Annotated in this window: 22 protein-coding genes; 12 read left to right on the plus strand and 10 right to left on the minus strand. The window is 68.9% G+C overall.

Going from position 1 to position 26229, the window contains the following annotated elements; all coding sequences use genetic code 11:
- Nucleotides 1-51 precede the first annotated feature (51 nt).
- Complete coding sequence (locus B0F77_RS03310) at nt 52-2982, plus strand: glycine--tRNA ligase (protein ID WP_086661282.1); 2931 nt, start codon at nt 52-54, stop codon at nt 2980-2982.
- 60 nt (nt 2983-3042) lie between these two features.
- Here B0F77_RS03310 and B0F77_RS03315 read toward each other — a convergent pair whose 3' ends face one another.
- The 4 genes from B0F77_RS03315 to B0F77_RS03330 all read right to left on the minus strand — a co-directional run bounded on the left by B0F77_RS03315 (nt 3043) and on the right by B0F77_RS03330 (nt 8210).
- Nucleotides 3043-3831 (minus strand): chitosanase, encoded by a 789-nt coding sequence (locus tag B0F77_RS03315; RefSeq protein WP_425435611.1) that lies wholly within the window; start codon nt 3829-3831, stop codon nt 3043-3045.
- Nucleotides 3832-3965: 134 nt separating this feature from the next.
- The gene (locus B0F77_RS03320; RefSeq protein WP_086661246.1) at nt 3966-4751 is read right to left on the minus strand and encodes a chitosanase; all 786 of its coding nucleotides are present in this window, start codon (nt 4749-4751) and stop codon (nt 3966-3968) included.
- Nucleotides 4752-4864: 113 nt separating this feature from the next.
- Nucleotides 4865-6319, minus strand: coding sequence for an alpha/beta hydrolase (locus B0F77_RS03325; protein ID WP_086661247.1), 1455 nt, complete (start codon nt 6317-6319; stop codon nt 4865-4867).
- 184 nt (nt 6320-6503) lie between these two features.
- On the minus strand, nt 6504-8210 hold the full coding sequence (locus B0F77_RS03330; RefSeq protein WP_086661248.1) for a S8 family peptidase: 1707 nt from the start codon (nt 8208-8210) through the stop codon (nt 6504-6506).
- A 229-nt stretch (nt 8211-8439) separates the two neighbouring features.
- Here B0F77_RS03330 and B0F77_RS03335 point away from each other — a divergent pair, with 229 nt between their 5' ends.
- Nucleotides 8440-9543, plus strand: a complete 1104-nt coding sequence (locus tag B0F77_RS03335) for a sugar ABC transporter substrate-binding protein (protein WP_086661249.1) — start codon at nt 8440-8442, stop codon at nt 9541-9543.
- A 34-nt stretch (nt 9544-9577) separates the two neighbouring features.
- On the opposite strand, the gene B0F77_RS03340 is transcribed toward B0F77_RS03335, so the two are convergent.
- Entirely contained in the window at nt 9578-10324 is a 747-nt protein-coding gene (locus B0F77_RS03340) for a hypothetical protein (RefSeq protein ID WP_086661250.1), read from the minus strand.
- A 31-nt stretch (nt 10325-10355) separates the two neighbouring features.
- The gene (locus tag B0F77_RS03345; RefSeq protein WP_086661251.1) at nt 10356-10574 is read right to left on the minus strand and encodes a hypothetical protein; all 219 of its coding nucleotides are present in this window, start codon (nt 10572-10574) and stop codon (nt 10356-10358) included.
- Between the two features lie 239 nt (nt 10575-10813).
- Between B0F77_RS03345 and B0F77_RS03350 the strand changes: the two genes are divergently transcribed.
- From B0F77_RS03350 to B0F77_RS03370, 5 genes are all read left to right on the plus strand, one after another.
- Entirely contained in the window at nt 10814-11020 is a 207-nt protein-coding gene (locus tag B0F77_RS03350) for a cold-shock protein (protein WP_030468404.1), read from the plus strand.
- Between the two features lie 107 nt (nt 11021-11127).
- Nucleotides 11128-12006, plus strand: coding sequence for a glutamate ABC transporter substrate-binding protein (locus B0F77_RS03355; protein WP_086661252.1), 879 nt, complete (start codon nt 11128-11130; stop codon nt 12004-12006).
- On the plus strand, nt 12003-12617 hold the full coding sequence (locus B0F77_RS03360; protein ID WP_086661253.1) for an amino acid ABC transporter permease: 615 nt from the start codon (nt 12003-12005) through the stop codon (nt 12615-12617). Before B0F77_RS03355 ends, B0F77_RS03360 begins: the two co-directional genes overlap by 4 nt.
- Nucleotides 12617-13384 (plus strand): amino acid ABC transporter permease, encoded by a 768-nt coding sequence (locus B0F77_RS03365; RefSeq protein ID WP_086661254.1) that lies wholly within the window; start codon nt 12617-12619, stop codon nt 13382-13384. Before B0F77_RS03360 ends, B0F77_RS03365 begins: the two co-directional genes overlap by 1 nt.
- Entirely contained in the window at nt 13365-14267 is a 903-nt protein-coding gene (locus tag B0F77_RS03370; protein WP_086661255.1) for an asparaginase, read from the plus strand. The genes B0F77_RS03365 and B0F77_RS03370 overlap by 20 nt, the downstream gene beginning before the upstream one ends.
- Here B0F77_RS03370 and B0F77_RS03375 read toward each other — a convergent pair.
- Nucleotides 14261-14713 carry an ester cyclase gene (locus B0F77_RS03375; RefSeq protein WP_086661256.1) on the minus strand — a complete coding sequence of 151 codons (453 nt, stop codon included), beginning with the start codon at nt 14711-14713 and terminating at the stop codon, nt 14261-14263. The two genes, B0F77_RS03370 and B0F77_RS03375, sit on opposite strands and share 7 nt — an antisense overlap.
- 68 nt (nt 14714-14781) lie before the next feature.
- Between B0F77_RS03375 and B0F77_RS03380 the strand changes: the two genes are divergently transcribed.
- Entirely contained in the window at nt 14782-15411 is a 630-nt protein-coding gene (locus tag B0F77_RS03380; RefSeq protein ID WP_158102582.1) for a TetR/AcrR family transcriptional regulator C-terminal domain-containing protein, read from the plus strand.
- Between the two features lie 10 nt (nt 15412-15421).
- Here the strand turns inward: B0F77_RS03380 and B0F77_RS03385 are convergent, their stop codons facing one another.
- On the minus strand, nt 15422-17128 hold the full coding sequence (locus B0F77_RS03385) for an acyl-CoA dehydrogenase family protein (RefSeq protein ID WP_086661258.1): 1707 nt from the start codon (nt 17126-17128) through the stop codon (nt 15422-15424).
- A gap of 121 nt (nt 17129-17249) precedes the next feature.
- Between B0F77_RS03385 and B0F77_RS03390 the strand changes: the two genes are divergently transcribed.
- Both B0F77_RS03390 and B0F77_RS03395 read left to right on the plus strand, forming a co-directional pair.
- The gene (locus B0F77_RS03390) at nt 17250-18329 is read left to right on the plus strand and encodes a WD40/YVTN/BNR-like repeat-containing protein (protein ID WP_086661259.1); all 1080 of its coding nucleotides are present in this window, start codon (nt 17250-17252) and stop codon (nt 18327-18329) included.
- A complete protein-coding gene (locus tag B0F77_RS03395; RefSeq protein WP_086661260.1) occupies nt 18326-18610 on the plus strand; it encodes a MoaD/ThiS family protein in 285 nt (94 codons plus the stop codon). The genes B0F77_RS03390 and B0F77_RS03395 overlap by 4 nt, the downstream gene beginning before the upstream one ends.
- 405 nt (nt 18611-19015) lie before the next feature.
- On the opposite strand, the gene B0F77_RS03400 is transcribed toward B0F77_RS03395, so the two are convergent.
- Nucleotides 19016-19972, minus strand: a complete 957-nt coding sequence (locus tag B0F77_RS03400; protein ID WP_086661283.1) for a zinc-binding dehydrogenase — start codon at nt 19970-19972, stop codon at nt 19016-19018.
- Between the two features lie 84 nt (nt 19973-20056).
- Nucleotides 20057-21523 carry an aromatic amino acid ammonia-lyase gene (locus B0F77_RS03405; RefSeq protein WP_086661261.1) on the minus strand — a complete coding sequence of 489 codons (1467 nt, stop codon included), beginning with the start codon at nt 21521-21523 and terminating at the stop codon, nt 20057-20059.
- Between the two features lie 30 nt (nt 21524-21553).
- Here B0F77_RS03405 and B0F77_RS03410 point away from each other — a divergent pair, with 30 nt between their 5' ends.
- On the plus strand, nt 21554-24529 hold the full coding sequence (locus B0F77_RS03410) for a DEAD/DEAH box helicase (RefSeq protein WP_086661262.1): 2976 nt from the start codon (nt 21554-21556) through the stop codon (nt 24527-24529).
- Nucleotides 24522-25364 carry an SWIM zinc finger family protein gene (locus tag B0F77_RS03415; RefSeq protein WP_086661263.1) on the plus strand — a complete coding sequence of 281 codons (843 nt, stop codon included), beginning with the start codon at nt 24522-24524 and terminating at the stop codon, nt 25362-25364. The genes B0F77_RS03410 and B0F77_RS03415 overlap by 8 nt, the downstream gene beginning before the upstream one ends.
- The last annotated feature ends 865 nt before the right edge of the window (nt 25365-26229 follow it).

Below are 26229 nucleotides of genomic sequence, written 5' to 3' on the forward strand. Positions count from 1 at the left end.
CCCCTTGACCAGCGGTTTTGTCTGTTTCGTAGACTCAGGCCCGTGTTGACGATGCAGGACGCGCTGCTCGCGCTGACCAAGTACTGGACCGACCGAGGTTGCATCGTGGTGCAGCCCTTCAACACCGAGGTCGGGGCGGGGACGCTGAACCCGGCCACCGTGCTGCGCGTGCTGGGTCCCGAGCCGTGGCGCGTGGCGTACGTGGAGCCGTCCGTGCGGCCCGACGACGCCCGCTACGGCGAGAACCCGAACCGGCTGCAGACGCACACCCAGTTCCAGGTGATCCTGAAGCCGGACCCCGGTAACCCGCAGGAGCTCTACCTCGGTTCGCTGGAGGCGCTCGGCATCGACGTCCGCGGGCACGACGTGCGGTTCGTCGAGGACAACTGGGCCTCGCCCGCGCTGGGCGCCTGGGGCCTCGGCTGGGAGGTCTGGCTCGACGGCCTGGAGATCACCCAGTTCACCTACTTCCAGCAGGCCGGCGGCATGACGCTCGACCCGGTGTCGGTGGAGATCACCTACGGCATCGAGCGGATCATGATGGCGCTGCAGGGCGTCGACCACTTCAAGAAGATCGCCTACGCGCCCGGCATCTCCTACGGCGAGGCGTTCGGCCAGGCCGAGTACGAGATGTCGCGGTACTACCTCGACGACGCGGACGTGGAGCGGAACAAGAACCTCTTCCAGGAGTTCGCGGCCGAGGCCCGGCGCATGCTGGACGCGCGGCTGCCCGTTCCGGCGCACAGCTTCGTGCTGAAGTGCTCGCACATCTTCAACGTTCTCGACGCCCGTGGCGCGATCTCGACGACCGAGCGCGCTCGTGCGTTCGGCCGGATGCGCGGGCTGGCCCGTGAGGTCGCCGCGCTGTGGGCGGAGCGCCGGGAGGAGCTCGGGCATCCGCTGGGCGTGGCCGAGCTTCCGGCCGCCGTCGCCAGGCCTTCGTCCTTTGCGGACGTCGCGGCGCCGGCGACGTTGTTGTTCGAGATCGGTACCGAGGAGCTGCCGCCGCACGAGGTTCTGCGGACCGTGGACGCGGTGCGCGAGGCCGTCACCGCGAAGCTGGGCGCGACTCGGCTGACGCACGGCTCGGTGACCGTGCACGGGACTCCGCGCCGGATCGTCGTTGTCGTGCCTGAGGTTTCGCCGCGTGAGCCGGATGCAGAGCGCACCGTGCGCGGACCGCGCGTGTCGGCCGCGTTCGACGCCGACGGCAACCCGACGAAGGCCGTGCAGGGCTTCGCTCGTGGCCAGGGCGTCGACGTCACCGCGTTGGGGCGGGTCGAGGAGAACGGCGTCGAGTTCGTCGCGCTGACCAAGTCCGACGCCGGTCGCGGTGCCGTCGAGGTGCTGAGCGGGCTGCTGGGCGAGGTCGTCTCGGACCTGCGCGCCGAGAAGAACATGAAGTGGAACGACCCGAAGCTGTCGTTCACCCGGCCGATCCGCTGGCTCCTCGCGCTGCTGGGCTCGACGCCGGTGCCCGTCGCGGTGTCGTCGCTGGCTTCCGGCACCGTCACTCGGGTGCACCGGACCGCCGATTCGCCGGTGGTGGAGGTGTCCACTGCGGACGGTTACCTGGAGTTCCTGGCCGGGCACGGGATCCAGGCCGACGCCGCGGTGCGTTCGGCTTCGATCGTGGCGGCCGCGCAGGAGCTCGCGGCGTCCGTCGGCGGTGTGGTGGAGGTCGACGGGCTGCTGGACGAGGTGACGAACCTGGTCGAGTGGCCGACGCCGATCCTCGGCTCGTTCGAGGAGCGGTACCTGGAGCTGCCGGCCCAGATCCTCACGACCGTGATGCGCAAGCACCAGCGGTACCTGCCGGTGCGCTCGGCCGACGGTGCCCTGTTGCCGCACTTCGTGGCCGTGGCGAACGGTTCCGTCGACGCCGATCTGGTGCGGGCGGGCAACGAGGCCGTGCTGCGGGCGCGGTACGAGGACGCGGCGTTCTTCTGGCGCGCGGACCTCAAGACGCCGCTGGAGGAGATGAAGGCGGGCCTCGCCAAGCTGACGTTCGCGGACAAGCTGGGCTCGATGGCGGACCGCGCGGGCCGCATCGCCGCTCTGGCCGGACGTTTCGCGGGCGTGGTGGACGTGGACCGCGAGACGCTGGACCGTGCCGGTGCACTGGCCAAGTTCGACCTCGGCTCGCAGATGGTGATCGAGCTGTCGTCGCTGGCCGGTGTGATGGCCCGCGAGTACGCGGCGCGGGCGGGGGAGACCCCGGACGTGGCGTTGGCGTTGTGGGAGATGGAACTTCCGCGTTCGGCCGGTGACGCGCTGCCGTCGTCGGTGCCCGGCGCGCTGCTGTCCCTGGCGGACCGGTTCGACCTGCTGGCCGGCCTGTTCGGCATCGGTGCGCAGCCGACCGGTTCGTCCGACCCGTTCGGTCTGCGCCGCGCGGCCCTGGGCGCGGTGACGGTGCTGCGGGCGTTCCCCGACCTGCGGGCGATCACCCTGCCGGTGGCGCTTTCCCTGGCCGCTGAAGGGCTTGAGGTGTCGGCGGAGGCGCTGGAGACGGCGCGCGAGTTCGCGGTCCGCCGCTACGAGCAGGCGCTGCTCGACGCGGGCCACGAGCACCGGTTCGTCCAGGCGGTGCTGCCGCTGGCCGACTCGCCGGTGCTGGCGGACGAGACGCTGACGCAGCTGGAGTCGTTGGCGGGCAACGAGTCCTTCGACGCGCTGACCGCGGCCCTGCAGCGGGTCCGGCGGATCGTGCCGGCATCCGTCGAGGCTTCGTACGACGCCTCGGTGTTGTCCGAGCCGGCGGAAGTGGCGCTGCACAAGGCGTTCGACGGTGTGTCACGCGATGTCGCCGGCCTGGCGGCGTTCGTCGCCGCCGCCGAAGGGCTGACCGGGCCGATCAACACCTTCTTCGACGAGGTGCTGGTCATGGCCGAGGACCCGGCCGTGAAGGCGGCCAGGCTGGGGCTGCTGGCGTCGATCCGCGACTTCGCGGCACCGGTGCTGGACTGGCCCCAGCTGTAGTCATGGCAAGAAAAGAGGGGCGTCCGCGGACGCCCCTCTTCTCGTTCGTGCGCTACTTGATCACTTGATCTCGAAGCTGTCGCCGTAGACCTTCCACTTGAGCGGCGTCTTCAGGTCGAAGTTGCCGGCCTTCAGCCACACGCGCTGCGCGGTCTCGATGCGGGAGACGTCCTCGTGGGCCGCTTCCTGCTTCATGGCCCACACGCGGGCGTCCATGAAGGCGTTGAGCCACGTCTTCTCGTCCCCACCCTGCGACGGCGGCTTCGCCTTGCCGAGGGCGCGCTTGCGGATGTTGCTGAAGCTCGTCTTGTCGCCGCCGTCGCCGTGCACGACGATCGCGTCGTAGTAGGCGAACTGGCCCAGGGCCCGCACGCCGTCGGCCTTGCCCTGCTTCACGGCCGGGTTGAAGTACACGCGGTCGCGTTCGGACTCCTGTGCCGCCTTGAAGACGGAGTCCTTGGCCGCGGTCTTCCAGTCCTTGGTGTAGTTGGGGTCGAGGCCCGAGTGCGAGTCGGAACCGTTCACCTTGCGCAGTGCGGGGAGGTACTTCTCCAGCACGTTGCCGGGCTTCTTGGACTTGTAGAGCTCGACCAGGTCCAGCATGTCGCCGGTACCGCTGCAGAAGCCGATGATGCCGGCGGTGTAGCCGCGGCCGTCGTCGATGTCCTCGATGTAGCTGAACTGGGCGCGCCAGTCCGTGGAAGAGTTCTCCGCGCTGGACACGATCTGCATCGCGATGTCCTTGAGGCGCGGTTCATCGAGGTTGGCCGCCGAGGCGGTACCGATCGTGGTGGTGAAGAGCGCGGCGCACGTCAGCAGTGCGGCCGCGATGCGACCAGTGATTTTCACGGATTTCCCTCCGGGGCAGGGATGTCGAGTTCCCGGGCGGCGTGAGAGCAACGGTAAGGGGTCCATACCTTTATTGGCAAGAGCCTTTACTATTTCGCGAAACGGACATACTGGTGTCAGGTGGGGCATTCCGGTCACCAGATCGCGTAGGAGTCCCCGTAGACCTGCCACTGCAGCGGGCGCTCGAGGTTCAGCTTGCCCTCGTTGAGGAACCTGCGCTGGGCCGTGTCGACCCGGCTGGTCTCCTCGTGCGCGGGCTCCTGCTTCATCACCCACACGCGTGCGTCGAGGAAAGCGTGCAGCCACTGGACCTCGTCGCCGCCCTGGGCCGGCGGACGTGCCCCGGTGTCGAGGGCGCGCCGACGGATGCTGGAGAAGTCCAGGTCACCCCAGCCGTCACCGTGCATGACGATCGCGTCGTAGTAGATGAACTGGCCCAACGCCTGCACGCCGTCCTGCTTGGCGCGGTTCACGGCCGGGGTGAAGTAGACGCGGTCGCGTTCGTGTTCCTGCGCGCCCTGGAAGGTGCCGTCCTGGGCCGCGGCTCGCCAGTCGCGCTGGAAGTCGGGGTCGAGGCCGTCGTGGGACGGGGTGCCGTTCACGCGTTCCAGGGCCGGGAGGTACTTCTCCAGGACGTTGCCGGGCTTGCGGTCGCGGTAGAGGCGGACCAGGTCGAGCATGTCGCCGGTGCCGCTGCAGAAGCCGATGATGCCGGCGGTGTAGCCGCGGCCGTCGTCGATGTCCTCGATGTAACCGAACTGGGCGCGCCAGTCCAAAGAGGAGTTCTCCGCGCTGGACACCAGCTGCATCGCGATGTCCTTGAGCTGCGGGTCGTTCAGGTCGGCCGCGGAGGCGGTGCCCGGCGTGGTCAGGACCGCCGCGCAGAGAACTGTTGCGGCCAGTCGTGCAAACGTATTCATGTCGCTCCGTTCCACTGTGGAATCGGCGGCGACGTACGTGGGGACGGACCCTAGCGTGGGAGCGCTTGCACTACAAGGGCCGGCTCGCGACGAAGCGAACCGGCCCTTGAGCGTCAGCTGTTCTCAGCTGCGCACTTGACGTCGTCCGGACGTTCCCCGCCGAGCAGGTAAGCGGTCACCTTGTCGTTGGCGCACTTGTTCCTGCCGATCAGGTAGACGCCGTGCCCGCCCTGGTCGACGGTCACCATGGCGGCCCGGTCGCCGAACGCGCGCCGCGTCGTCCGGGCACCGGCCAGTGGCGTCGCGGGATCGCGTTCGTTCTGCACCATCAGCACGTTGCGCGGTCCGCGGTCGGACGGCCGTACCTGCTTCTCCACCGGCTTCGGCCAGAACGCGCACGGCTGGATGTTCGCGGCCGCCGCACCGAACATCGGGTGGCGGACGCGGTCCACGGCGACGTTGCGCTCGTAGGTCCCCACCGACGACGGCCACTCGGAGTCACCGCAGATGACGTGCAACCGTCCCGCGAGCAGGGCCTGGGGGCGCGGGACGTCCGGTACCTCCTCCGGCGGCTGCGGCGAGTTCGTGTCGAACGCCTTCCACTGCGCGGCCAGCTTCGAGAACACCGCGTCGCCGGTGCCGTAAAGGGCGGCGAACGTCAGGATCCGGAACCCCTGACCGTTGATCCCCTCGACGGACGGCTTCGCGTCCAGGCGGGCGGCCAGGTCGAAGTACTTGGCGCGCACCAGTTCGGGCGTGGTGCCCAGGCCGAGTTCGGGACGCGCGGCCGCCCACTTCGCGAAGTCCGGGAACGTGTCCTCCACGCCGCGGCCGAACATCCGGCCGCCCTCGACGTCCCAGCCACCCGCGCCGAGGTTGCTGTCCAGCACGACCCGGTCGGCGGTCTTCGGGAACAGCGTGGCGTAGACCGAGCCCAGGTACGTGCCGTACGAGTAGCCCAGGAACGAAGCCTTCTTCTCACCCAGCGCGGCGCGGACGCGGTCCAGGTCGCGGGCGATGTTCGCGGTCGTGTTGTACGGCAACACGTCCGCGGTCGAGGACTTGAGGCACTGCCGCGCGATCGACTTCGTCTCCTCGGCCCGCTTCCGCACGTCGGCGGGCTTCACCGCGTACGGTGGCACGCTGCCAGGCGCCATCTGTTCCTCGGTCAGGTCGCACGTCACCGGCGAGCTGTAGCCGATACCGCGCGGATCCATGCCGATCACGTCGTACGAGTCCTGCACGCTCTGCGGCAGCCCCAGGGTCTTCAGGAGGGACGGGAACGTCAAACCCTCGCTCGGCCCACCGGGGTTGGTCAGCAGGATGCCCTTGCGCTTCTCCGGGTTCTTGCCGGCCAGCCGCGAGATCATCACCTCGGTCCGGCGTCCGTCAGGCTTGCGGTAGTCCAACGGCACCCGGAGCGTCCCGCACTCCAGTCCGGGCGACGCCACGTCCGCCGGGCACGCGACCCAGTTCACCTCGCTCACGGGCGCCGCCGACGCCACCCCCGGTACCACCAACGCCGCCGCGGCGGTCATGACCGCGGCCAGAGACAACGACTTTCGCACTGTGCACCTCCCCGACGACACGCCCCCTCGGCGTGCCGGAACCCAGTCGAAACCATGCCGTTACGGCACGGTCAAGGCGGGGGCGGAAGGTTGCGACGAAGGTGTACGCCCCGAATGCACTTTCGTCGCAACCAAAAGGCTCCCGGCCGAGATGGCCGGGAGCCTTTTGGTGTCCTGACAGGACTTACAGGAACTGACCGCCGCGGGTGACCGCGCCGTAGGCGTCCACGATGCCGTGACCGTAGAAGCCGTTGAACTTCGCGTCACCCTCACAGGTGGCGTCGAACTCCGGCGAGCGACCCACGTTCACGTACGAGACGGTGCGCGGGTTCGGGCAGGCCCGCTGGGTCGCCGTCTTGTAGAGCACCTTCTCGACCTTGTCCGGGTCCATGGTCAGACCGGGACGGCCCTTGTCCTTCTTGCCGTACTGGCTGACGATCAGCGCGGCGACACCAGAGGCGTGCGGGGCGGCCATCGAGGTGCCCTGCAGGAACTGGTAGTAGCCGACCTTGTCGCCCTGCACGGCCTTCTTGACGCCGGCGGCGAGGCCCTTTTCGGTGATGTTGCCGGCCTCGTCGACGTTGCCCTCGGCGATGGCGACGTTGCGCGGATAGGTCGACAGGATCAGGTTCTCGTTGGTGCGGTACCACGGCGTGCCGAGGCCGCTGCGGAAGTAGCCGCCGGGTGCCGAGATCGCGGTCTGCTCGAGCCCGTAGTTCGAGTAGTCGGCCTTCTCGGTCAACGGGCCCAGGGACGACACCGAGATGACGTGGTTGCCCTCGGTCGGCAGGTTGAGGCAGGTCGCGTTGTCGATCGGACGCGGCCGGTTGTGGTTCGGCGGGTAGTTCGGGCTGACCGTGTCGGTGCGCGGCTTGCCGAGGTCCTCGTGGTTGTTGCCACCGGCGCCGATCAGCGTGACGCCCTTGCGGTGCGCGTAGTTCAACGCGCGCTGCACGGACGCGATGATGGTGCGCTGCTCCAGCTGCTCCTCGGCCGTGGCCGTGGAGTCGTTGACGCAGTTCATGTACCAGGGGTCGACGTAGAACGACATGTTGATCACGTCGAGGCCGATGTCGGCGCCGTAGGTCAGCGCGTCCACGACCGGCTGCAGGAAGAACGAGCCGGCGTCCTGGCCACCGCGGATGTTCACGAGCGACACGTTCGGCGCGACACCGGAGATGCCGAAACCGTTGGCAGCGGCGCCGATGGTGCCGGCGACGTGCGTGCCGTGGCCGCCGTCGTCCCAGTTCGCCGGGTCGACACAACCGCGGAACTCACACGGGCCGTCGAACTCGCCACCGTCGGAGTCGTTGGGGATGTCGATGGTGAAGTTGCGCGACAGCTCGTTGTTGAAGTTCGGCGCGATGTCCGGGTGCGAACCGTCCACACCGGTGTCGAGGATGCCGACGTACACGCGCTTGTCGCCGGCCTGCTTGGCCCGCGCGATGTTGGAGCGCACGAGGTTCAGGCCCCACAGGTCGCCGTCCAGCGGGTCCATGCCCGCGGTCGACTTCGACGCGGCAGGAGACTTGTTCGCCTGCGTTGCCGTGTTCTCCTTCTCGACGTTGTCCCGCTTGACCTTCTCGGCCTTCGCGACGGGAGCGTGCCCGATCGGCTTGGTGCGGGCCGCACCGACGATCTGGTCCGATGCGGAAACCTTCTCCACGAAGCCGTTCGCGGGCGCCTTGACGGTCAGCACGCCGATGGCGTCGTTGCCCCGGACGACCTCGCCGCCCGCCGCGTGCACGGCGTTGATCGCGAAGTCGCGGTTTCCGGGGTCCTCGAGAAGGACGGTGTACTCCGTGTCCTGCTGGCCCGCGGCAGCGGCCGGCGCTGCCCCCGCAGCCGAAGTGCCCGCGGCGATCAGCGACATCGTTGCCGCCACCGCCATCACGGTTCTGCGCGTTCTCACCTAGCTGTCTCCTCACACCCGGTCAGGGCTGGATCCAACAACACAGCGCGGCCCCCGATTGCCGCCCAAGTCCGACACACTGGCACGAAATTCCGCCAAGCATCAGCGCCTTTCGTACGGAATCGAACTGTAGCCGATCGGAAGCGGAGCGTGATGTTATGAGAAGAAATCTTGACTTAACAACATTCAAGCGATGAACTCCGCGTTTATGCGAAGACGGGTAATGGCATCGTCGGCGTGCCTGCTCTTTCTCCTCTCTGCCTGCGGTGACGCAGGTCAGGGCTCTCCGACGCTGCCCGCGCGTGGTCCCAAACCAATCGTCGGGGTAATCCTTCCCGACCGAACGACTTCCACGCGCTGGGAAGAACAAGATCGCCCCTTGCTGACGCAGGCGTTCAACTACGCGGACATCGAACCGTTCATGGAGAACGCGGAGGGCGACGAGGCGAAGTTCGCGCAGATCGCCGACGAGATGATCCGCCGTAAGGTGAAGGTCCTGATGATCACGCCGTTGTCGGCGGCGGGTGGTCTCGCGGTGCAGAAGAAGGCGAAGGCCGCGGACATCCCGGTGATCGACTACGACCGCGTGACGCTCGGCGGCCAGGCGGAGTACCACGTCGGGTTCGACAGCGTGAACGTCGGCCAGCTCCAGGCGGACGGTCTGCTCGCCTGCCTCGGTGACAAGCCGGGTGCCCAGATCATCGAGATCGAGGGCGCGCCGACGGACCACAACGCCACGCTGTTCACCCAGGGTCAGAAGTCACGGCTCGCCCCGAAGTACGACACCGGCGCGCTCAAGCTCGTGAAGTCCCAGCCGGTCGCCGACTGGAACAACGATCTCGGCGGGCAGCTGTTCGAGCAGATCCTGAACGACAACGCGGGCAAGGTCGACGGCGTGGTCGCGGCCAACGACGGCCTGGCCGGCGCGGTCATCGGGGTGCTCAAGAAGAAGAACCTGGCGGGCAAGGTCCCGGTCACCGGGCAGGACGCCACTGTGGACGGCCTGCGGGCCGTGCTGCGCGGCGACCAGTGCGTCACCGTCTACAAGCCGGTGCGCGACGAGGCCGAGGCCGCGGCGCGGCTGGCCATCGCGATCGCCCGCGGTGACCTCGACGGTGCCGACGACCTGGCCACCGGCAACCTGCGGGACCCCGTCTCGCGGCGGGACATGAAGTCGGTGCTGCTGGGCGCGACGTTGATCAAGAAGGACACCGTGCGGACGCTGGTCACCGAGGGCATCGTCAAGCCGGCCGAGCTGTGTGCGGGAGACCTCGCGGCGGCGTGTGCCGCGCAGGACATCGTCGGAGGGTGATCTCGGCGTTGATCTCGGGGGGACCTGGTCCCCGTCACGGCCTGTCGTGATCCGGCAGGTCGTGACGTCCCGAGATGAACTCCTGCACGGCGATCTTGGCGCGGATGATGGGCTGCCGGATCCGCGCCTCCCTGCGGTATGCCCGCGCGAGCTTGCGTGAGCCCTCCAGATAGCGCCAGCGGGCCCACGGCGAACCGGGCCGTGCGAGCCGCACGGCACCCACGGCGGGCACCACCGGCACCAGCAGGCCGAGCAGCCCCGTCCAGATCTTCCCCTTGAGCAGCGCCACGATCGCGAAGCACAGGTTCACGCCGATGGCGATCAGCCTCAGCGTGAACGTGTCGGACGGCGTCGTCTCCGGGTTGAGCTGCAACACCTCGTCGTAGCCGAGCGGGCGCGCGCCGAGCAGGAACGTCCCGGTCAGACCGATGGCGAGGAACACGGCGTCCACGGACAGCCGGCCAGCCTTGGTCCAGTACACGTCGCGCAGGTGCAGGATCAGCGCGAACTCGTCGAGCACCAGCGCCGCGCCCACGCCGAGGCCCGCCGCGGCTGCCAGCCGGGCGCCGTACATGTCGTCCGGGATGACGAGGCTGGTGACGCTGGACAGAAGCAACAGCACGGTGCCGAACACGACGTGATGCACGTGCGTGTCGCCGTGCACGATGTTTCGCGGCCACCAGCGCACCTTCGCCCTGATCAACCGCACGCTGATGCGGATGAACACGAACGTGGTCACCAATCCGACGAAGAAGAAGAGCAGTCTCTCGCTGCCGGTCAAACACGGCCCCCTGGGTCAACGACCCACCAGGTTACCGGCCCCGGTTGTCGTTGACCTGTCCGTGCACCCTGCCGATCTGGAACACGGTGTCGTGGGCGGTCCCGGAGAAGGTGTTCGTGATGACGTCACCCGTCCGGCGGTGTTCCCGCGGCGCTGCTTCGGCGAGGTGTTTCTGCACGAGCGAGTGCAGGCCACCGGCGATCTGGGGGGCGATCGAGGCCTTGATCGACAACGTCGGTTGCTCGGGCACGAGGACCTCCGCCGGGCTCGTTTGGGATCTCACGGTAGCAGTGCGAATGATGGCTCGACTGGAAGCGGGGAGCCGTGGTTGACTGTCCATGGTCGTACGTTTTCGTGTTCGTGGTACCACGCTCGCGCAAAACGAGGTCGCGAGCGTGAGGGTTCTCCAGGTTCCGGAGAAGTCGCTGTTCCGACTTGACCCGGTGGTCGCGAACGCGATCCGGCACCTGTTAGAGGAGAAGTAGCAAGATGGCAGTACAGGGCACCGTCAAGTGGTTCAACGCGGAGAAGGGCTTCGGCTTCATCTCCCCTGACAACGGTGGCGCCGACGTGTTCGTCCACTACTCCGAGATCCAGATGAACGGCTACAAGGCTCTCGAGGAGAACCAGCGGGTCGAGTTCGAGATCGGTCAGGGCCAGAAGGGCCCGCAGGCCCAGGGCGTTCGCGCCGTCTGAGTCTGACTGATCAGCGCATCTGATCTAGACAAGCCGCCTGTCCAGTATCGGACAAGCGGCTTTGTCGTATCTTGTGCCTGAATGATCGCGATCAGTAGCTTCGGGGCATGGGGAGACTGTTCGTAGCAGCGGTGTTGCTCTTCGTGGCCGGATGCGGCGGCGGCTCGGACGCGGTGCCGGGCGGCGGCAAGATCGACGCCCTGCTCGCCAAGGCGCCCGTTTACACAGGTCAGGTCACTCCTGGCTCGGCTGTCGACCGCATCAAGAAGCGCGGCAGGCTGCTCATCGGCGGCTCCCAGGACGCCCCGCTGCTGTCCCAGCTCGACCCGATCAGCGGCGAGCTCACCGGCTTTGACGCCTACCTCGGCAAACTGCTCGCCCAGTACGTCGTCGGCAAGCCGGAGACCGAGCTGCTCAGCGCCACCTCGGAGACCCGTGAACCGTTGCTGGCCAACGGAACCGTGGACGTGATCCTGCAGACCTACACGATCACGCCGGCTCGCCGGGAGCGCGTGGCGTTCGCCGGGCCGTACTACCAGTCGGGGCAGTCGATCGCGGTGCGCAAGGGCACGTCCGGCATCGCGAAACCCGCTGACCTGGCAGGAAGAACGGTGATCGTCGGCGCGAACACCCCTGGGGTGAAGGCGGTGCGCGACGCGGCGCCGACGGCGAAGATCGTCGAGTTCGGCTCGGATCCCGAGTGCCTGACCGCGTTGAAGCAGGGGCGCGGCGACGCTTACGTGCAGGACCAGGCGATCCTGGTCGCCGACGCGTCGAAGGACAGCGAACTGCAGCTGGTCGGCGAGCCGTTCACCGAGGACCCGTACGGCATCGGCATCAAGCACGGCGACGCGGAGTTCACCAGGTTCGTCAACGACTGGCTGCGCGAGATCGGCAAGTCGGGGCTGTGGCAGGACGTCTGGAAGCAGACGATCGGCACGGTGGTCACCGGCGACGCGCCGGCGCCACCCGCGATCGACTCATGAGCCTGGTCCTCGAAGGCTTTCTGAACACCATCGCGCTGACCCTGCTGTCGTTCGCCGGAGCCCTGCTCGTCGGGCTCGTGGTCGCGGTCCTGAGGATCGTGCCGGTGCCGTTGCTGCGCGGGGTCGGCGCGGTCTACGTCGAGGTGTGGCGGAACATCCCGTTGCTGGCGTGGCTGGTGCTGTTCGTGTTCGGGCTGCCCGAGGTCGGCGTGAAGATGCCGTTGTTCTGGACGGCGTTCACGGCGATCTCGCTGTACGAGGCCGCTTTCGTGGCGGAAGCGCTGCGGTCGGGCGTGAACTCGGTGGCTGCAGGACAGGGTGAGGCCGCACGGGCGTTGGGGCTGTCGTTGCGGCTGTCGTTGTGGCACGTGATCCTGCCGCAGGCGGCGCGGCGCGTTGTGCAGCCGTTGGCGAACATCGCGATCGCGTTGACCATGGCGACGGCGCTGGCCGGTGTCGTCGGCGTGGTGGACATGACCCGTGCGGCCCAACGGATCAACCTGGAGCTCGCCCAGCCGTTGCTGGTCTTCACCGGCGTCGGCCTCTGCTACCTGGTGCTGGCCGCGGGGATCGGGTTCGGGGCACGGGTGCTGGAACGGCGGCTGGCCTGATGTTCGACGCACCTGGTCCCCGCTTCCGCCGCCGCGTCTTCTGGGTTTCGGTGGTGTCCGTTCTCGTCCTGGCCGGCCTGGTGGCGTTGGGGCTGCGGCAGTTCGCGGCCGGCGGCCAGCTGGACCCAGTTCGTTGGCGGCCGTATCTGACCTGGCCCGTGTGGCGTTATCTGCTCGGAGGCCTGTGGTCGACGGTGGTGGCGGCGTTCGCGACGGGGGTGCTGGCGATGGCGGGAGGGCTGCTGCTCGCGTTGCGGCCCAACCGGTTCACCCGCGCATACGCCGAGGTCATGCGCACGGTCCCGGTGCTGCTGCTGGTGTACGTGATGCTGTTCGTGCTGCCGTCGTTCGGCGTCAACCTGCCGCTGTTCTGGAAGCTCGTGGTGCCGCTGGCGTTGTCGCACGCGGCGTCCTACGCGGTGATCTTCCGGGCGGGCGTGGAGTCCGTCGATCCGGGGCAACGCGAGGCAGGGCTGTCGTTGGGCATGGCGCAAGGCGTGGTGACACGGTTCGTGGTGCTGCCACAGGCTGTTCGGCACATGACGCCGTTGCTGGTGACGCAAGCTGTCAGTCTGTTGAAGGACACCTCGCTGGGATATGTCGTGTCCTACACGGAGTTGTTGTTCAACGGGCGTGTGCTCGCGAACTACAACGGTCTGCTGATCCAGACCTTCATCGTCGTGGCGTTCATCTACCTGGTGGTCAACCTGGCGCTGTCCCGGCTGGCCCACCGCCTGGAGGCAGCTCGTGCCCGCACTGCTCGCTGAGGTCACGCGCAACGGATTCGTGGAGAGCCTGCACCACGGCAGCGTCGTCGGCCTGCTGCCGTCCGGTGAGGTGGGCGTTTCCGTTGGCGCGGTGGGGGATCCGGTGCTGCCGCGGTCGTGCCTGAAACCGTTCCAGGCGCTGGCGTGCCTGTCCGCAGGCGCGCCTCTCGCGGGACCCGCGCTGGCGATCGCGGCCGGGTCGCACACGGGGGAGAACCGGCACGCCGAGCTGGTGATGCAGCTGCTCGGCGGGTTGCCGGTGGGGTTGTTGCGCTGCCCGGCGTCGTGGCCGGAGGACGAGGAGACGCGTCAACGTTTGACGGAACCTTCTCGGGTGCGGATGAACTGCTCCGGCAAGCACGCGGCGATGCTGGCGGCGTGCGTCGCGGCGCGGTGGCCCACGCAGACCTATCTGGAGCCGGAGCATCCGTTGCAGCAGCTGGTGTTGCGGACGGTGGAGGAGCTGTCCGGTGAGTCCGTCGCGCACGTTGCGGTCGACGGCTGTGGCGCGCCGGTGTTCGGGTTGTCGTTGCACGGCTTGGCGCGCGCCATGCAGGGCCTGGTGCGCACGCCCGTTGCCGACGCGATGCGCAAGTATCCCGAGTACGTCGCTGGTACCGGGCACGTGAACACCGTGATCATGCAGTTGCTCCCCGGTGTGGTTGCCAAGGGCGGCGCCGAGGGAGTGCTGGTGCTGGCGACGGCGGCCGGGCACGCGGTCGCGGTGAAGGTGCTGGACGGCAATCCCCGTGCCACCACGGCGATCGGGCTCACGGCGTTGGCGGCCATGGGCTACGACGTGTCACCGGCCAAGGAACATCTGTCCGTGCCGGTGCTGGGCGGCGGTCAGGTCGTCGGCGAGGTGCGGGTGGTGTTTCAGTAGGGCCCCGCGTACTCGTCGGGGGTGTTCAGCAGGCCGAGCTGCTGCATGACGGTCGTGGTGTCGCCGTAGACCCGTTCGCAGAGCAGGACATCCTTCTCGAACAGGAAGAAAGCCACCATCCTGACCTTGAAGGTCTTGTTCGACGGTTCCTCACCGAGGAGGCTGCCCAGGTGTGTCCCCTGCAGTTCGAACTCGACGACGACGGCGTCATCGGCGTGGTGGATCTCGATGACCTTGCTGTGCTGGTCCGGGAACGCCGCGCGGGTGCGCTGCCAGTACGCGCGGACCTCGTCCACGCCGTCCAGCACCTGTCCGGACGCCATGATCTCGTACCGCGGGTGCGGAAACGCGTTCAGGGAGGTGTCGAAGTCGAAGTCGTTCTGGCATTCCATGTGTTCCAGGACGATCGCCTCACGCAGCGCTCTGAGCGCCTTGGACTCGGTCATACCGGCCGACCCTCCTACGTACGCCGTACGTCGCAGGGAAGTTACTCCACGTCTTGTGGTCTCCGCCAGTGTCCTCCTCACGTGAACCGCTGACCCGCGACCGCATCGTGGATGCGGCCGTGCGGTTGATCGAACGCGAGGGCGTGGAGGCCGTCTCGATGAGGCGCCTCGCCGCCGAACTGGGCGCGGGCACGATGTCGCTGTACAACCACGTGTCGAACAAGGCCGTGCTGGTCGACCTCGCCGCCGAGCGGATCATGGCGCAGGCGCGGCCGTACCACGTCGACAGCGACGACTGGCGTGATCACTTCCGGGCGCACGCACGGGCGGTCCGGGAAGTGGCGCGTGCGCACCCGCGGGCGTTCGTGCTGCTGGCGACCCGGCGGCTGAGCACCGAGGCCGGGTTCCGGACGATCGAGGCGGCGCTGATGAACTTCGAGCGGGCCGGGTTCCGGGGCAAGATCGCCGTCGGGATGATGCGCGCCATGGTGTCGTACCTGCTGGGCACGCTGATGAGGGAGGTCGCGACCTCGCCAGAGCTCGGCGGGATCGCCCTGTCACCGTACGAAGACGTTGACACGTCGGCGTTTCCGTTGTCCGCCGAGGTGATCGACGAGCTGGGCACCTACGACCACGATCATGAGTTCGAGTTCGGGCTCGAACTCATGATCGCGGCCTTGGAGCGGTACCAGGGCTGACAGGTGAGTGCTACGGGCGCATCTCGTACTGGCCGGAGAGCGCCACGACCTGCTGCCAGACGGCGTCGAAGCGGGCCTGGTCGGCGTGCGGCTTGCGGATCTGCTGCAGGGCCCACTGCTGCTGGGCCTCGGTGCTGCTCGGCTTGCCGTGCAGGGCGGTCGCGTAGCCGGCGAAGTCGCGGACCAGGACGTCGAAGATCTGGTCGAGGACGTGCTGGTCGGTCCCGGTGATCTTGGCCTGCTCCAGGACCAGCTGGCCGTAGACGACCAGGGTGAAGAGGTGGCCGAGGTTCAGCAGGAAGTCGAGGTCCTTCTGCTGGTTCTCGTCGGGCGCGGCGGTGGTGAGCAGCGTCTTGATGGCCGCGGCCTGCTCGTGGAACAGCCGCACGTTGGGCAGGTGGGCGTGCTCGGCGTAGATCGGCTCCCAGTCGTGGAACTGGATCTTGCCGAGGCCGCGCGCGGGGCCCTGGTGCCAGAAGAAGTCGTCGTCCTTCGGTTCGTGGACGCTCGGGACCTCGTCGTAGGCCTTGGGGTTGAAGAGGTAGTTCGGCATGAACTTCAGCACCAGGGCCAGGTTCACGTGCACGGTGCCTTCGAGCTTGGGCAGCGCGCGGATGTCGGCGGTGGCGCGGGTGAAGTAGGTGTCCTTCTCGAAGCCCTTGGCGGCGATGACGTCCCAGAGCAGGTCGATGACGTTCTCGCCCTCGCTCGTCACCTTCATCTTGGTGATCGGGTTGAAGAGGAGGTAGCGGCGGTCGTCGTCGTTCGCCGTGCGGAAGTAGTCGACCGACCTGTCCGCGAAGAGCTTCATCGCGGCGAGGCGCGCGTAGGCGTCGACGAAGTTCTGGCGCACGTGCGGGAAGTCGGTGACCGGGTTGCCGTAGAGGATCCGGTTGTGGGCGTGGGTGATCGCCTCGTAGAAGGAGTGCTCGCAGATGCCGATGCTGGCCGTGCAGAGGTTGAACTTGCCGACGTTGACGGTGTTCAGCGCCGCGGAGAAGGCGTCCGGTCCCCGGTGGAGGATGTCCTGCTCGGTCAGCGGGTAGTCCTCGAGGCGGAACTCGCTGACGAACATCTGGCTGTCGACGACGTTCTTGACCAGCTTGAAGTTCTCGTGCTGGCTGTCGACGGCGAAGAAGACGTAGTCGTCATCGTGTTTGCCGAAGACGCTGACCATGCCGGCGACGTTGCCGTTGCCGATGTAGTACTTGCCGCCGTTGGCTTTGTAGCCGTCAGCGGTCTTGGTGAGGATCATGTCGGTGCTGTAGACGTCGGCGCCGTGCTCCTTCTCGGAGAGGCCGAACGCGAAGACCGCGCCGCTGTCGAGGAGCGCTGCCGCCTTCTGCTTGGCTTCCTCGTTGCCGCTCATCCAGATCGGGCCGAGGCCGAGCACCGTGACCTGCCAGGCGTACCAGTACTGCAGACCGTAGAACCCGAGCACCTCGCTGAAGGCGGCGTTGCGGGCGGCGTCCCAGCGCTTGGTGCCGTCGACCGAGCTCGGCGTGCAGAAGGTCGCGAAGAGCTTCTCCCTCTTCACGAAGTCCAGGAACTCGGTGTACCAGACCTTGTCCTGCGCGTCGGCGATCAGCTGCCGCTTGCCGCGGGCCTCGAACCAGTCGACGGTCGCCCTGAGCAGGCGGCGGGTCTCGTCGTCGAGGTGGGCGGGGTCGTAGTGGTTCGGGTCGAGCAGCACTGGCGCCTCCTTGCGTCTCCTCATTCGGACGCTACCAGTGAGTAACTTGTCGGTCTACGTGGGGTTTCTCCCTCGCTCAGAAATTGTCAGACCCCCGGCGTAACGTGCCCTCCATCACATTCGGCTGTTGGGAGGCTGTGTTGCGATGACGGTGGTCGTGGCGATCGGGACGCGTAAAGGGCTGTGGCTCGCCCGCAGTGAGGATCGGGTCACGTGGCAGGTCGACGGACCGCATCACGCGATGCAGGAGGTGTACGCCGTCGCCTTCGACACGCGTGGTCCGGTGAGGTTGCTGGCCGGCGCGGCGTCACCGCACTTCGGTCCGGGCGTGTCCATCTCGGACGATCTGGGGGCCACCTGGGAGGAGTCCTCCTCGCCCCCGATCGCGTTCCCGGTGGAGGACGCCGCGCTGGAACGCGTGTGGCAACTCCAACCGGCCCCCGCGTCCCAGCCGGGCGTCGTGTGGGCGGGCACCCAGCCGTCCGCGCTGTTCAAGTCGTCGGACGGCGGCCGTTCGTTCGAGTTCGTCGAGGGCCTCTGGAACCACCCGCACCGCCCGGAGTGGGAGGCGGGCTTCGGCGGCCAGGCCATCCACACGATCATGCCGGACCCGGCCGACCCCGACCGGATGCTCGTGGCCATGTCGACCGGCGGCGTCTACCGCACGGCCGACGGCGGCAAGTCCTGGGAAGCCAGCAACAAGGGCATCAAGGCCTACTTCCTGCCGGACCCGTGGCCGGAATTCGGCCAGTGCGTGCACAAGGTCGCCCAGCACCCTGCGCAGGCGTCCCGCTTCTACGCCCAGAACCACCACGGCGTGTACCGCAGCGACGACGGAGGCGACTCCTGGCAGTCGATCGCGGCCGGCCTGCCCACCGACTTCGGCTTCGCGATGGTCGTGCACCCACACGACCCAGACACGATCTTCACCTTCCCGATCGAGGCGGACGGCCGCCGCTTCCCACCGGAAGGCAAATGCCGCGTCTACCGCTCGCGCGACGCGGGTTCGACGTGGCAAGCCCTGGGCACCGGCCTGCCAGACGACTTCTGGACGGCCGTGATGCGCGACGCGATGTGCACCGACGACGCCCCAGTCCCCGGCGTCTACTTCGGCTCCCGCTCGGGCGAGGTCTACGCGAGCCCGGACGAGGGCGAGACCTGGCACCAGGTGGCCGCCCACCTGCCGGACGTGATGTCGGTGCGGGCGGCGGTGATCCCGGCGTGAAGGTGACGGTCCTGATCCCAGGCGTCCTGCGCACCGCCACCGACGGCGCCTCCCACCTGGACGTGGACGTCCCAGAGCCAGCCACCCTCGGCGCGGCCCTGGACGTCCTGGCCAGCACCTACCCAGGCCTGGACCGTCGCCTACGCGACGAGCGCGCGGCCTTACGCCGCTACGTGAACTTCTACGTCAACGGCGAGGAGTGCCGCCGCCTCTCCGGCCCGGCCACGCCCTTACCGGCAGGCGCCGAGATCCAGATCCTGCCGTCGGTGGCGGGCGGCTGACCGCTGAACGCGGTTGCGCCGCACCGGGGTTGGCGGCGCAACCGCGCGAGGTTGCGCGGCCGGCCAGCGGCGTGCCCCGGCGAGTGGTGCGCCCCGGCCAGCGGCGTGGCAGGGCAGCGGTGTGCCCCAGCCGGCGGTGTGGCCCGGCCAGTGGAGTGACTCGACGAGTGGTGTGGCGGGGGCAGTGGCGTGACTCGGCGAGCGGTGCGGCCCCGCGAGTGGCGTGACTCGGCGAGCGCTGTGGCCGGGCAGCGGCGCAACCCGGCTATGACGTGGCCGGGCAGGGAGGTGATCTGGCCAGCGGCGTGACCAAGCACGTCGACTCTGCGGTTGCGGCGCGGAAGAGCATCACGACGCGCCGTCCGTCCGTCCGCGAATCCGCCCGGTGACGTGCGGCCCACGCCACTAAATCAGCAGCAGCGACTTGCCGAGGGTGGCGCGTTCTTCGAGCGACCTGTGCGCCTGGGCCGCCTGTGCCAGCGGGTACGTCGCGCTGATCACCGGGCGGATCCGGCCCTGCGCGGCGAGGGTGAGTGCCTCCGTGAGGTGTTCGCCCACGGTTGCCGGGTCCGGAGCCACGGCGAGCACGTTGTCGACGTGCACCTGTCGACGGCTCGCCATCGCCGGATCGATGTCGGCGAACCCGTCCGAGCTGCCGTAGGTGACGAAGCGGCCGCCGTCGGCCACGGTCTCGAACGTCGCCTTGCCGAGAGCGCCTCCCGCGCCGTCGAAGGCCAGGCCGACGCCGCCGGTCGCGTCCCGGACCTGGTGCTGCCAGCCGTCGAGCGAGTAGTCGACTGTGACCTCCGCGCCTAGTTCGCGGGCCAGGGCGAGCTTGCGTTCGCCGCGTGCGGCGGCGATGACCCGTGCGCCTGCGTCGCGCATCAGTTGCACCAGCAGCGAACCCGCCCCGCCGGCGGCCGCGGTCACCAGGACCCAGTCGCCTCGCTCGACCTTCACGCGGCGGGCGAGGTTCACCGCGGTGGCTCCGTCGTGGAGCATCGCCGCTGCCTCGGCCGAGCCCAGGCCGTCCGGGACGGCAACGATCTCGTCGGCCGCGAAGACGACCTGTTCCGCGTAACCCTCGGGTCCGCGGCCGATGACGTGCCGGCCGAGCCAGGCCGGATCCACGCCCTCGCCGACCGACAGCACATGTCCCGCTCCGCCTCCGCCAGGCACGTAGGGCGGATGCCGCGGGAAGAACTCGCCGCCCCAGCCGCCGCGCAACAGCGTGTCGAGGAAGATCACGTCGGCGACCGTCAAGCCGACCACCACCTGCCCCGGACCGGCCACCGGCTCGGGCACCTCGTCAGGGCGGAGCACGTCGGGTCCACCGAACTCGTGCACGCGGACAGCCCTCATCACGACCACATCCCCATCTCGATCACCTTGGTCGGGTCCACCGTAAAAGCTCCAGATTGGTGGAGATCAAGGCCGAGATTTCCGTCAGCAGGAAGCGAAGTCGTCCAGCAGGCCAGAAGCAACCTCGACGTCCGGGCTGAGCTGCCGGTCCGACATGTCCGGGTTCAGCTTCGACTCCGCCAGCTCGAACGCGGCCAGCAACGCGGGCGTCTCCGGCCGGATCCCGCGCAACCGCAACGCCCGCACCGCCGCGACGATCTCGCAGGCCAGCACCAGCCGGAACGCGCGCAGCGATCGCAGGGCCTGGGAGGCGGACTGGAAGGCGAAGCTGGAGTTCTCCTCCTGGCCGCGCGACACCACGGCGTTGCCGATGCTCGCGGGTTCGGCGAGGGTGCGGACCTCGGCCAGCGCGGAGTTGGCGCTGTACTCGAGGATCATCACGCCCGAGCTGCCGGGCACGCCCTCGGCCAGGAACGGGCGCAGGCCCGTGAAGTTCGGCTCCACCAGGGTGGCGAGGCGTGCCGTCGACAGGTGGCCGGTGTGCAGCATCGACAACCTGAGCCGGTCCAGGGCCTGGCCGAGGTACGCGCTGTGGAAGGCGCCGTGGTGGTAGGCGGCGTCGTCGTCGGGGCCGAACTGGTCGGCGACGATCAGCGGGTTCTCGGCGGCGGCGTTGAACTCGACGTCGAGCACGCGGCCGAGGTCGGTGGCGGCGTCCACGGCCGGGCCGTGGATCTGCGGGAAGCAGCGGTAGCCGAACGGGTCCTGGATGCGGGCTGGCGGGCGGGACGGCTCGGCCAGCAGGCGGCGCATCTCGGCGGCGACCGCCACCTGGCCGGGGTGGGGGCGGCCGAGGTGGACGCGTTCGTCGTAGGCCTCGACGGCGCCGTCTACGGCGAGGAACGACAGCGCGGCGACCACGTGGGTGGCCTTGAGCAGCTGGTGCGCGTCCTGCCAGGCCAGGCCCGCCATGCCGATGGTGAGGGCGTTGCTGCTGATCAACGCCAGCGCGTCGCCCGAGTCGAGCTCGATCGGGTCTGGCGTCTGGGTGGAACCGAGCCAGTAGCGCTCGCCGAGCAGGGTCAGGCCGGTTTCGGCCAGGGCGGTGAGGTCACCCGTGCCGATGGCGCCGTACTCGTGCACGCCGGGGTAGCAGCTGCTGTTCAGGGCGGCGAGCAGGGCGTCGGCCACGGCTCTGCGCACGCCCGCGCCGCCCGCGAGGAGCTGGTTGAGGCGCACGACCATCATGGCGCGCACCTGTTCCTCGGGAAGCATGCCGCCGAGGCCACCTGCGTGGCTGCGCAGCAGGCGCAGGCCGTGCTCGGCCCAGCCCTCGGTGCTGACGATCTGGTCGCGGTTCGCGCCGACGCCCGTGGTGCGGCCGTACACCTGTCGTCGCACCACAAGGCGCTGGCTCGCGCGCCACGACGCGTCGAGGCGCGCGAGGCCGTCCTCGTGCAGAGCCACCGGCGAGTGGTATCTCGCCACGCGCACCACGTCGTCGGCGCCGAGGGACTGTCCGTCCAGCACGACAGGGGAGTCTTCGACCATGGCGCCAATGTGAGCACATAGGGTTCAAAGGTGCTCGTACTGCATGGCCTCTGCACGACCGACGGCGTCCTCGCGCTGTGGGCCGAGGACTCCGGGCTGCCCGCGCGCAGCGAGAGCGCCAGGCGGGACGCGCCGCACCCCTTCGCGGCGACGGCCGAGGCGGTGGCTGCCGCGCTCGGGCAGGAGGCGCCCAAGACGATCACGCGGGCGTTGCTGCTGCCGTCGTTCTCGTCAGGGCCGATGGCGTCGCCGGAGCTGGTGCGCGACCCGTTGGCGGCGGGCCGGGCACAGCGCGGCAAGGTGCAGCTGCGGCAGTGGGGTGTACCCACGATCCGCCTGGCGGGCAAGCCGGAGCCCGGTGCCGAGGTGCGGTTGAGCGACTCCGCGCGGTTCGTGTTCGACGTGGCGGGGTTCGCCGTCGATCTCGTCGATCGCGGCCGCGTGCTGCCGGCGGTCACGGCTGACCAGGCCGTCGCGCGGTGGGTGCCGGTGCTGTCGGGCACGGACTCGGCGCGGTTCGCGGCGTTGCAGGCCGCGATGCCGCCGGCCAGCCGGTGCGAGGAGATCGCGGGCGACCCGGCCGAACTCGTACGCGCGGCGCTCACGACGGCGGTCGACGAGCAGGTGCGGGACCGGCTCCACGGCGTGGAGCTCGCGCCGAAGCGGCGGGGCAGGGAGACGACCGCGGAGGCGTGGCTCGCCGCGCTCACCGGGGAGCCGGTGTTCGACGCGGATCCGGTGGAGCTCTACGAGCTGCGCGAACAACTCGACCGCTGGCGGGACAGCGCGGGCAACGAGAGCCCGGTGCGCACCTGCTTCCGGCTGCGTTCGCCCGAGCAGCGCGCCGACGACGAGTGGGCGATCGAGTTCCTGCTGCAGGCCGTCGACGAGCCGAGCGTGCTGGTGCCCGCCCATCAGGTGTGGTTCGCGGACGACGGCGTGCTGCGGCGCTGGATCCCGGCGCCGCAGGAACACCTGCTGGCCGATCTCGGCCGGGCCAGCAAGCTGCACCCCGACCTCGACGAGGCGTTGCGCGGATCGCACCCGGCCGAGATGGAGGTCGACGCGGAGGGCGCGTACCGGTTCCTGACCGCGGCGCCGGTGCTGGCGCAGGCCGGGTTCGGCGTGCTGCTGCCGTCGTGGTGGCAGCAGACGACCAGACTGGGCTTGAAGCTCACCACGAAAAGCCGTGGCACGGCCGGAACCGTCGCCAAGGAGAGCGAGATCGGCCTGAAGTCCATTGTGGACTACAAGTGGGAGCTCGCCCTTGGTGAGGACACGTTGACCGATGCCGAGCTCGCCGAGCTGGCCAGGGCGAAGGTGCCGCTGGTGAAAGTGCGCGGCCAGTGGGTTCAGGTAGACCAGAAGCGGCTTGCCGCGGGGCTCGCGTTCCTCAAGCGCGGCGGTGGCCAGATGACCGCGGCCGAGGTGATGCTCCACAGTGGACTCACCGAGGAGGATGAGAGCCTGCCGCTCCCGCTGACCTCCGTCGAGTCCGACGGCTGGCTCGGCGACCTGTTGTCCGGCAAGGCCGACGAGCAGCTCGAACCCGTCGAGCCGCCGGCGAACTTCGGCGCGCGGCTCCGTCCCTACCAGCAGCGCGGCCTGGCCTGGCTCGCGTTCCTCGACAAGATCGGCCTGGGCGCGTGCCTCGCGGACGACATGGGCCTCGGCAAGACCGTTCAGCTGCTGGCACTGGAAGCGCTGAACCGCGCGCACGGCAAGCGGCCGCCGACGTTGCTGATCTGCCCGATGTCGGTGGTCGGCAACTGGCAGCGCGAGGCCGCCCGGTTCACGCCGGAGCTGTCGGTGCACGTGCACCACGGCGCCGACCGCCTGGACGGCGACGCGCTGCGCGAGGCCGTCGAGAGTCACGACCTGGTGCTCACGACCTACGCGCTGGCCGGCCGCGACGCCGACGCGCTGGGCGACCTCACCTGGGATCGCGTGGTGCTCGACGAGGCGCAGAACATCAAGAACAGCGCCACCCGCCAGTCCCAGGCCGTGCGCCAGCTCAAGGCGCGCCACCGCGTAGCACTGACCGGCACCCCGGTCGAGAACCGCCTGGCCGAGCTGTGGTCGATCATGGACTTCGCCAACCCCGGTGTGCTCGGCACGATCAACACGTTCCGCGCCCGCTTCGCCGTCCCGGTGGAGCGCCACAACGACCAGGACGCCGCCGCCCGCCTGCGCAAGATCACGAACCCGTTCGTGCTGCGTCGCGTGAAGACCGACCCCCGCATCATCGATGACCTGCCCGACAAGGTCGAGATGCGCCAGCTGTGCAACCTCACCACCGAGCAGGCCTCGCTCTACCAGGCCGTCGTGAACGACATGCTGGAGAAGATCGAGGAGTCGGAAGGCATCGGCCGCAAGGGCCTGGTGCTCGCCACGATGTCCAAGCTCAAGCAGGTCTGCAACCACCCGGCGCACTTCCTCGGCGACGGATCCCGGATCGCCGGCCGCTCCGGCAAGCTCGCGCGCCTCGAAGAAGTGCTGGAAGAAGTGCTCGCCGAGGGCGACAAGGCGTTGTGCTTCACGCAGTTCACCGAGTTCGGCAGCATGCTCGTGCCCTACCTGGCCGCGCGCTTCGACACCGAGGTGATGTTCCTGCACGGCGGCACCAACAAGGCTTCCCGCGACCGCATGGTCGAACGCTTTCAGGACAAGAACGGCCCCTCCCTCTTCCTGCTGTCGCTGAAGGCGGGCGGCACCGGCCTGAACCTCACCGCCGCCAACCACGTGATCCACCTGGACCGCTGGTGGAACCCCGCGGTCGAGGACCAGGCGACCGACCGCGCGTTCCGCATCGGCCAGCGCCGCAACGTGCAGGTGCGCAAGTTCGTCTGCATCGGCACCCTCGAAGAACGAATCGACGCCATGATCGAAGAAAAGCGCGCGCTGGCCCAGCTCGTGGTGGGCGCCGGCGAGAACTGGCTCACCGAGCTGTCCACCGCCCAGCTGCGCGACCTGCTGACACTGTCCGGGGAGGCCATCGGTGAGTGAACACTGGTCCGGCCCCCGCTACGGCAAGACCATCAAGGTGGAGAACGGCCTCAAGGCCAAGAGCAAACGCGGTGACATCGGCGCCACCTGGTGGTCGCGCCGCTTCATCGAGGTGCTCGAGTCGTTCGGCATGGGCGGCCGCCTGACCCGCGGCCGCAACTACGCGCGCCAAGGCCAGGTGCTGTCGCTTTCGTTGTCCACCAGCATGGTCATCGCTCTGGTGCAGGGTTCGCGCCCCACTCCGTACAAGACCCGGATCGCGATCAAGGCGTTCACCACCCCGGAATGGCAGCGCATCGAACACGCCCTGGCCGGCAAAGCCCTGTACGCGGCCAAGCTGCTGGCCGGCGAGATGCCACCGGACATCGAGACCCTGTTCGCCTCGCTGGGCCTCCAACTCTTCCCGGCCTCCTCCCGCGAGCTGACGATGGACTGCACCTGCCCGGACTGGGAAGTCCCGTGCAAGCACCTCGCCGCCGCCTGCTACCTGCTGGCCGAGTCGTTCGACAACGACCCGTTCGAAATCCTGGCCTGGCGCGGCCGCAACCGCGAGGACCTGCTCGAACGCCTCCGCACCCTGCGCGGCACCACCCGCGCGGTGGCGGCCCGCGAGGAGGCGCCGCCGCTGACGAAGTGCCTGGACACGTTCTGGCAGCGGCAAACCACGTCGAGCCTGAGCTTCGGGGACCCGACGGCGGTGGTGCGCGCGGACGCGGTGCTCGACCAGCTGGACACCGTGCCGATCACGGTGGGCTCGTCGGACCTCGTCGACCTGCTGCGGCCGGCTTATCTGTCGTTGCAGCCTCCTTCGGATTCTGACCGGGTAGCTGAGTAGGCAGCTCGCTGATCGATTTCGCGGGCCATGCTGAGGACCGCTGCCTCGACCTGGATGGTGGCCGGGTTGGGGGGAGTCGGGTTCCCCCCGGAGGGTGTGGCCGGGGGTCAGGCATGCGGCATGGCGACCTCGGGGGTTGGGATCGGGGACGCGGGATTGAGGGACGTGGGGTCGGCAGTGGGTCCTTTGGCGGCGCTGAGGTCCACGCGCGTTGAACGGCGGAGGGCAGTGCCGCTTGGGTTGTGTATGGAGAGGTATGGCTGTCCGAGGGGGAGGGAACGCGGCCGAAGCCGTGCGCAATGTGATGTGGCCACCCGCGAAAGCGAGCGCGGGCGGTGCTGCTCGGGTGGCGCGGGGTAAGCGTTAGGCGGGGTCAGTCGGGTGGATGCTCCTGTCGGCTCACGGGTCACAGGCAAACGGGATCCGCTGGTGCCGCTGAGGTCCAGGCGCGTTAGATGCTGGCGGACAGGCGCGGCTCGGGCGGTGCGCGGCGTGGTGTGGCTGCCCGAGTGGAAGCGAGCGCGGGCGGCGGGTGGTGGGTGCTGTGTGTGCGGCCTGTCGAAGGGTCGCTGGTGGACGGCAGCGGGGGCGGATGCTCCTGCTGGCTCAGGAGTTGTGGGCGCACGGGATCCGTTGTGGCGCTGGGGTCCGGGCGCGTTGGGCGTCGGCGGTCAGCGGGGCTCGGGTCGTGCGCGGCGTGGAGTGGCTACCCGAGCGGAAGCGAGCGCGGGTAGCAGGTGCTGTGTGTGCGTGGGCCAGCGGCGGCGGAGTGGGCCGTGGACCCGTTGGTTGCGGTGCGGTCCGGGCGCGTTGGCGGCGGAAGGCAGGGCTGGCTCGGGTCTGCGGCCTGACAGGTGGGGGATGG

It is taken from the genome of Lentzea kentuckyensis (assembly GCF_002150765.1).
Taxonomy (GTDB): domain Bacteria; phylum Actinomycetota; class Actinomycetes; order Mycobacteriales; family Pseudonocardiaceae; genus Lentzea; species Lentzea kentuckyensis.